Genomic DNA, 7,739 nt, shown 5'->3' with positions numbered 1-7,739 from the left:
TTCAGCCAATAACTGGCCTTTTTTTACTTGTTGACCCACTTCAACCAAGACCTTGGAGGCTTGACCAATATGTTGCTGTAAAGGTAAAACAAGTAGTGGCGGAATGCCCGCCTCAGTAATCGCTGTCTCGCTCGATAGCGACTTCATTTCCGCCGGGTGAATACCACCATGAAAGTCTGATAAGGAACGTCCACTCGTGGCAATGATCTGTGTATTGTTCTGTGTCATGGCACTCATACAGACTGCACCTCCACAGGCTGAGACTTATCCGTAGCAATAATATGTACAGGCTTGGGTAAGTCCCAATGCCATGCTGATAGCCCCTTATCTACTGGCACCATATCGATACAATCTACCGGGCAAGGCTCTACACACAAATCACACCCAGTACATTCAGATTCAATAACTGTATGCATGTGCTTAGCCGCCCCTAAAATCGCATCGATAGGACACGCCTGGATACACTTAGTGCAGCCTATGCACTCATCTTCACGAATTACTGCGACCTGCTTGGCTTTTTCTTCACCGTGCTCAGCATCCAAGGCCATCGGTTCAACGTCTAATAAATCGGCCAGGGCCTGAATAGTCGCTTCGCCACCGGGAGGACATTTGTTGATATCTTCGCCCGCAGCAATACCCTCAGCATAAGGTCGGCAACCTGGGTGACCACATTGGCCACATTGAGTCTGAGGTAATAAACCGTCGATCTGATCAACGATTGGGTTGCCATCAACTTTAAACCTGACGGAAGCAAAACCCAGTAATGCGCCAAAAACAACAGCTAGCGCTAATAGCGCGACAATGGCGGTAATAACAATACTCATCTAGATATTCACCAAACCAGTAAAGCCCATAAAAGCGAGAGACATCAGCCCCGCCGTGATCATACCAATAGCTGAACCTTTAAAAGGCGTTGGCACATCAGCCACAGCAATACGTTCTCGCATTGCTGAAAATAGGATGAGCACTAAGGAAAAACCAAGCGCGGCACCAAAGCCATACATAATCGACTCAACAAAGCCGTTCTGCTTTTTAATGTTTAACAGCGCCACACCCAATACTGCACAGTTAGTGGTAATCAGCGGCAGAAAGATCCCAAGTACTCGATAGAGTAAGGGGCTGGTTTTACGAACAACCATCTCGGTAAACTGCACGACCACAGCAATCACCAAAATAAAGGTAATGGTCTGCAAGTACTCCAAACCTAGCGGCTGTAATAAGTAGGTAAAGGCCAAATAACTGCATACTGAAGACAGGGTCAATACGAAGGTTGTCGCCAAGGACATCCCCATCGCTGTTTCCAGCTTGTTGGATACCCCCATAAACGGGCATAACCCCAGAAACTGAACCAGTACAAAGTTATTCACCAGAATCGTACTGACAAGAATTAGCAAATATTCAGTCATTCATTTCTCTCTAAAATTGAGACCCGTTATTATCCTTTTTAGTGCCACAAACCCAACTACATGATTCTCATGCCTGGCTGTGCACCGGAATGAGGCTCAAGCAACCAGATATCTTTGCCACCAGGGCCTGCAGCCAATACCATGCCTTCCGACATACCAAACTTCATCTTACGAGGTTTAAGGTTCGCTACCATCACCGTTAGCTTGCCAATCAAGTCTTCTGGCTGATAAGCCGACTTGATACCAGAGAATACTTGCTTTTGCTCTGTTCCCAAATCCAAAGTAAGTTTCAGTAGCTTTTTAGCCCCTTCAACATGCTCTGCGTTCTTAATCAATGCAACGCGTAAATCCACTTTGGCAAAATCATCAAACTCAATTTCTGGCGCAATTGCCTCACCACCAGGCAAATCACTTTCTTCAACTGGCTTCTCTTCTTTCTTTCCTAGCTGCATTTCTGCCGCCGCAGCTTCTTTAGAAGCTTCAACCATCTTATTGACCTTATCCATTTCGACACGCGTCATCATCGGCTTAAACTTGTTGATTTGATGATCTAACAATAGCTCGGTACGCGCATCCCAGTTCAATTCAATGTTTAAGAAGCCTTGCGCCTTTTCAGTCATACCCGGTAGCACTGGCGCTAAATAGGTCATCAGCTGGCGGAACATATTGATACCATTGGAGCAAATTTGCTGCAGCTCAGCTTCTTTGCCTTCTTCCTTGGCAATCACCCAAGGTGCCTTTTCATCGATATACTGATTTGCCAGGTCAGCAAGCTCCATAATCTTACGAATCGCCTTACCAAACTCTCGACCTTCGTAGAAAGCTGCAATCTCGTCACCTGCATAGATAAACTTCTGAAGCAGCTCGGTTTCTTCACAACTCGCAGCTAACTTGCCATCAAAACGCTTAGTAATAAAACCGGCACAACGGCTGGCAATATTCACAACCTTACCGACCAAGTCAGAATTAACACGTTGCGCAAAATCTTCCAGATTCAAGTCCAGATCATCGACCGCATTAGTCAATTTGGCCGCAAAGTAATAACGCAGGTATTCAGGGTTTAGGTGCTCTAAATAAGTACGCGCTTTAATAAATGTGCCTCGTGACTTGGACATCTTCTTACCATTTACGGTAACGAAGCCATGAGCATGCACCGCATTCGGTGTACGATAACCCGCGCAGCTCAGCATTGCTGGCCAAAATAAAGCATGGAAATTAACGATATCTTTACCGATAAAATGATAAAGCTCGGTATCTGAACCTGCCTTCCAATATTCGTCAAAGTCCAAACCCTCTGTCTTATCACACAAATTTTTGAAACTCGCCATATAACCGATCGGCGCATCCAGCCATACGTAGAAGAATTTACCTGGCTGATTTGGAATCTCGAAACCGAAGTAAGGCGCATCGCGGCTGATATCCCATTCTTGCAGACCTGAATCCAACCACTCCGCTAGCTTGTTAGCAATTTGTGGCTGTAAGGCACCACTACGCGTCCACTCTTTAAGGAAGTCCGAAAAATCAGGTAATTTGAAAAAGAAGTGTTCAGATTCTTTTTCAATCGGTGTCGCACCGGAGATTACTGACTTAGGGTCAATCAGCTCCATCGGCATATAGGTCGCTGCACAGACTTCGCAGTTATCACCGTACTGATCTTCTGCCTTACATTTAGGGCAAGTACCTTTTACGTAGCGATCAGCGAGAAATAGATTCTTCTCAGGGTCAAAAGCCTGGGTAATGCTACGCGTGGCAATCTTGCCGTTAGCGGCACACGCCTCGTAGATAGAAGAAGAAAGAGCTTTATTTTCTTCGGAGTGGGTGGAGTGATAGTTATCAAAATGAATCTGGAAATCAGCAAAGTCCTGCTGATGCTCCGCTTTTGTTTTATCTATCAGCTGCTCTGGCGTGATGCCTTCCTTCTCGGCACGCAGCATAATGGCTGTACCGTGTGCATCATCTGCACAAACATAGGTACATTGCTCACCACGTGATTTCTGGAAACGAGTCCAGATATCGGTCTGAATATATTCCAACAAATGACCCAGGTGAATCGGGCCGTTAGCGTAAGGAAGGGCACTGGTTACCAGAATTTTTCGCACTGAATTCTCTTCTCTTGTAGATAAACAATTGCCCACGTAAGTTGGAAATAAGAACTCACTGGACAATCAAAACAATTCGGGAGTAAAAACCGCGCTATCATACCTATCTATTGGACATTTTTCATCCTGATATCGTGGTAAAGTTTGTTTCCAAACCAGGACGCTTAAGATTATATCCTCAAGAGACAGAAATTAGCCCTGCCCTTTCGTGCTATTTATTCTTTATAATGCGCCTTTCTTTCAAGAACCTTAGCAATGGTAGCAACATGTCATCAGTTAATCAGCGCGAGCTAGAAGATGCGATTAAAGGCTTTAATGACCCTTATCTAAACAAAGATTTGTTTTCCTTGGAGGCCATCAAGTCCCTTACTTACGACAATAAGCAAGTAAAGCTCGATATTGAAATGCCTTACGCCTGCAAAGGTACTTTAGGCGCAATGCAGCAGATACTTACGAGCAACCTGGAGTTTGTTGATGGCGTCGAAAGTGTCGATATATCTGTCTCTTTCAAAATAAAGGCGCATAAAGCGCAAGGCCAGGTTCCTGCTTTCGAACGCGTCAAAAACGTCATTGTGGTAGCGTCTGGCAAAGGTGGTGTTGGTAAAAGCACCAGTTCAGTTAACCTGGCACTGGCACTCGCTCAAGAGGGCGCAACTGTTGGTATTCTTGATGCTGATATTTACGGCCCAAGCGTAGGTATGATGCTGGGCATTCCAGAAGGCCAACGCCCTGAAACTGAAGAAGAAAAGTTCTTTGTGCCTATCGAGGCTCATGGCATACAGGCAATGTCGATGGCCTTTCTTGTAGATAATAACACCCCCATGGTTTGGCGCGGCCCCAAAGTTAGCGGTGCTTTGATGCAACTAGCCACGCAAAGCCTATGGAACAACCTGGACTACCTGATTATCGATATGCCACCAGGCACGGGTGACATCCAACTCACCTTGGCGCAGAAAATCCCTGTAACCGGCTCCGTTATTGTCACCACACCTCAAGATATTGCCTTGCTTGACTGCAAAAAAGGCATCGAGATGTTCCGCAAAGTAGACATTGATGTACTCGGCGTAATCGAGAACATGAGCACTCACATTTGTAGTGAATGCGGCCACCATGAACCCTTGTTTGGTGAAGGTGGCGGTGCACGTATCGCACAGACTTATCAGACCGAAGTACTTGGGGAGATGCCCTTACACAAAACCATTCGTGAACAAACCGATGCAGGCCAACCAACCGTTGTGGCAGAGCCTGATAGCGAAGTGTCTCACTTATATAGGGATATAGCGCGCAAGGTTTCGGCAGCAATTTCGCAGAAAGCACTCGACCCAAAACGAGCCTTCCCGAATATTGTTGTTAGCCGGGGCTAATCACCAAGAAACAGCAACTAAGACAATAGACACTTAATTTTATATCAGGATACCTCCTATGCAATGGCTTAATGACGCTGCTCAAGCAATTAATCTGGAAGCCCAAACAGCGGCAAGTACTCGTCAGGGGCAACTAACCAAGCCACCCGGTTCATTAGGCCAGCTGGAATCGCTAGCAATCAAATTTGCTGGCTTACAAGGCAAGGAAGTACCCACTATAGACAAGATCATGATCCGTATTTTTGCTGCAGACCACGGTGTTGTTGATGAAGGTGTTTCGGCCTTCCCTCAAATCGTGACAGGTGAGATGGTAAAAAACTTTGCCGCTGGCGGTGCCGCGATTACCGTATTAGCTCGCCAATTGAATGCTGATTTCGGCGTAATTAACCTAGGCACAGTCAATGAACTCGCTCCCTTAGATAGCGTGACTGACCAGCGTATTACTGCCGGCACCGCGAACTTCTGCCAGCAAAGCGCGATGAGCGAGGAACAACTAAGCCAAGCACTAGAAGCCGGGGCTCAATCAGCATCACAAGCAAAAGAGTTGGGTATCGAGCTGTTTATTGGTGGTGAGATGGGCATAGGTAATACCACCAGCGCTTCCGCTTTAACAGCAGGCTTGACTGACTTACCTGTGGAGCAGCTCATCGGAAGAGGAACGGGTATTGATGACGAAGGTATCCAGCGAAAGCTCAAGGCTGTACAACAAGGCTTAGACCTTCACAAAACCAGTGATACGACAGCAAGCGAACTATTGGCCAAGCTTGGCGGCTTTGAAATTGCCGGACTGGTTGGCGCCTATATTCGCTGCGCTCAACTGGGTATTAGCGTTTTGGTAGACGGTTTTATCAGCTCGGCAGCAGCCTTAGTAGCAACGCGAATTAACCCCTCTATTCGTCCCTGGTTATTTTTCTCTCACTGTTCAGAAGAAGCCGGTCATAAACACCTATTGCAAACACTTGAAGCCGAACCCTTGCTGAGTCTAGGTATGCGGCTGGGCGAAGCTAGTGGTGCCGCCGTCGCTGTGCCCCTCTTACAGTCTGCCTGTCTGCTTCATGCCCAAATGGCAACCTTTGATCAGGCTGGCGTCAGTCAGTAATTTGAGCTGCCATAATCGCCTGCTACACACGGAGCATTTTTTGTGAGCCAACGAGAAACACCCGCTGCTAATCAAATTAAAGCGGCGATCATTGCCCTTCAATTCTTGAGTGCAATCCCTGTTGGCCAGCAATCTGCTCCGACTGAGAAAGAGATAGGCGCATCACTCAGCTGGTATCCACTTGTTGGTCTATTGCTGGGTATAATCTTGTGCTCAGCATCATTACTTTTGAGCTTTGTTTTTCCAACACTTCTAAGTGCGGCTCTAATCTTAACGCTATGGGTAGTGCTTACCGGCGCTCTACATCTCGACGGTTTTGCCGACAGTGCTGATGCCTGGATGGGTGGGCTTGGCTCAAAAGAAAGAACTCTGCGACTTCTGAAAGATCCAACATCTGGCCCAATTGCTATTGCAGCGACTGTTTTATTATTGCTTTTGAAGCTCTTAACTATTGAGCTAATCATCAATCAGGATATTTGGCTGCTTATCTGGCCCCTGGTATTTGCTCGCATCAGCGCCAGCCTGCTATTTGTTACCACACCCTATGCACGAAAAAGCGGTTTAGGAAGTGCAATTGCCGAGCACAAGCAAGATCACCAAGTTTGGCTTGGTTCTATCATCCTCATGCTCGCTTCCTGCTACTTTCTAGGCTGGGCAGTCATCATCCCCCTGCTATTCGTAAGCTGCTTAAGTTTCTACTACTTGCGCTCTCGCATGATGAAGCGGCTTAAAGGGTGCACAGGTGATACAGCCGGCGCCATGATCGAGATACTCGAATGCATCACCCTGCTAGTTCTCGTTGCCTGCCAATAAATATAACAAGGAAATAACACATGTACTTTTCAATTTGCCTCTTATTGGCCTTGTTCCTCGATAAGGTCTTTGGCGAAGCCAAGCACTTTCATCCTCTCGTTGGCTTTGGCAATCTCGCCACCGACCTTGAGCACAAGTTAAATAGCGGGTCCGGCAAACGGCTTAAAGGCATCATTGCACTGACATTCCTATTAGTGCCTACCGTTCTACTCGCTTTCTATTTGGAGTTACTTACACTCAGCGAACCGATCGCTCACGTCGCCTTTGCCTCGTTCGTCTTATATACAGCGCTAGGTTGGCAAAGCCTCAAAGAACATGCTGAAGCGATTATTGAACCTTTAACCAAAAGGCATCTAGGTGAAGCTCGGAAGAAAGTCGCTCGAATTGTTAGTCGTGACACCAAGCATTTAAGGCCCGAAGACGTCGCAAGCGCCAGTACAGAGTCTGTACTCGAAAATGGTGCTGACGCAATCTTTAGCACTATTTTCTGGTTTATTGTTGGCGGCATACCGGGCGTTGTTCTTTTCCGCCTGGTGAATACTCTCGATGCTATGTGGGGCTATAAGAACACTCGCTACAAGGACTTCGGGTGGGCTGCTGCTCGCCTTGATGATGTAATGAACTACCTTCCGGCTCGACTGACTGCACTTAGTTATGCGCTATGCGGGCAAACACGCAGCGCTTTTCAATGCTGGAAAACACAAGGTAAATTATGGAAGAGCCCCAATGCAGGCCCAGTCATGGCTGCTGGAGCTGGTGCACTTGAATTAAAACTAGGCGGTAGCGCCTGCTATGACGAAACACTTGAACAGCGATCTGCGCTTGGCCCTAAACATGGTCAAGCGGCTTGTGCGCAAAGCATTCAAGAAGCGCTCAAGCTGATTAAACGCAGTCTAATTCTTTGGTGTGCTGCACTTATTCTTCTTGAAGGCTACTTTTTTCTGATTCGTTTCTATTA

At 46.8% G+C, this 7,739-nt stretch carries 8 protein-coding genes; 4 read left to right on the top strand and 4 right to left on the bottom strand.

Features of this window, described 5'->3' with window-relative positions:
• The 4 genes from A3735_RS06685 to metG form a co-directional block, all read right to left on the bottom strand.
• Nucleotides 1–237 (bottom strand): hypothetical protein (locus A3735_RS06685; protein ID WP_197485716.1); only part of this gene is annotated, 237 nt, incomplete at its 3' end.
• Entirely contained in the window at nucleotides 234–824 is a 591-nt protein-coding gene (gene rsxB / locus A3735_RS06680) for an electron transport complex subunit RsxB (protein WP_068512026.1), read from the bottom strand. The genes rsxB and A3735_RS06685, both read right to left, overlap by 4 nt.
• Nucleotides 825–1,406, bottom strand: a complete 582-nt coding sequence (rsxA, locus tag A3735_RS06675) for an electron transport complex subunit RsxA (RefSeq protein ID WP_068512022.1) — start codon at nucleotides 1,404–1,406, stop codon at nucleotides 825–827.
• A gap of 56 nt (nucleotides 1,407–1,462) precedes the next feature.
• Nucleotides 1,463–3,505, bottom strand: a complete 2,043-nt coding sequence (metG, locus tag A3735_RS06670; RefSeq protein ID WP_156490485.1) for a methionine--tRNA ligase — start codon at nucleotides 3,503–3,505, stop codon at nucleotides 1,463–1,465.
• 266 nt (nucleotides 3,506–3,771) lie between these two features.
• Here metG and apbC point away from each other — a divergent pair, with 266 nt between their 5' ends.
• The 4 genes from apbC to cbiB form a co-directional block, all read left to right on the top strand.
• Nucleotides 3,772–4,869, top strand: a complete 1,098-nt coding sequence (gene apbC, locus A3735_RS06665) for an iron-sulfur cluster carrier protein ApbC (protein ID WP_068509003.1) — start codon at nucleotides 3,772–3,774, stop codon at nucleotides 4,867–4,869.
• Nucleotides 4,870–4,927: 58 nt separating this feature from the next.
• Nucleotides 4,928–5,968 (top strand): nicotinate-nucleotide--dimethylbenzimidazole phosphoribosyltransferase, encoded by a 1,041-nt coding sequence (gene cobT, locus A3735_RS06660; protein WP_068508632.1) that lies wholly within the window; start codon nucleotides 4,928–4,930, stop codon nucleotides 5,966–5,968.
• A 42-nt stretch (nucleotides 5,969–6,010) separates the two neighbouring features.
• The gene (locus A3735_RS06655; protein WP_197485715.1) at nucleotides 6,011–6,781 is read left to right on the top strand and encodes an adenosylcobinamide-GDP ribazoletransferase; all 771 of its coding nucleotides are present in this window, start codon (nucleotides 6,011–6,013) and stop codon (nucleotides 6,779–6,781) included.
• A gap of 20 nt (nucleotides 6,782–6,801) precedes the next feature.
• Nucleotides 6,802–7,739: adenosylcobinamide-phosphate synthase CbiB (gene cbiB, locus A3735_RS06650; RefSeq protein ID WP_068508630.1), on the top strand; the 938-nt coding region annotated here is incomplete at its 3' end.

Source organism: Oleiphilus sp. HI0061 (assembly GCF_001635675.1).
The sequence above is the reverse complement of the archived record's forward strand: the minus strand, read 5'-3'. Positions and strand labels throughout refer to the sequence as shown.

Excerpts from the sequence above, each read along its gene's own strand:
- rsxB (WP_068512026.1), bottom strand. The coding sequence starts at position 824 with ATGAGTATTGTTATTACCGCCATTGTCGCGCTATTAGCGCTAGCTGTT.
- rsxA (WP_068512022.1), bottom strand. The coding sequence starts at position 1,406 with ATGACTGAATATTTGCTAATTCTTGTCAGTACGATTCTGGTGAATAAC.
- apbC (WP_068509003.1), top strand. The coding sequence starts at position 3,772 with ATGTCATCAGTTAATCAGCGCGAGCTAGAAGATGCGATTAAAGGCTTT.
- cobT (WP_068508632.1), top strand. The coding sequence starts at position 4,928 with ATGCAATGGCTTAATGACGCTGCTCAAGCAATTAATCTGGAAGCCCAA.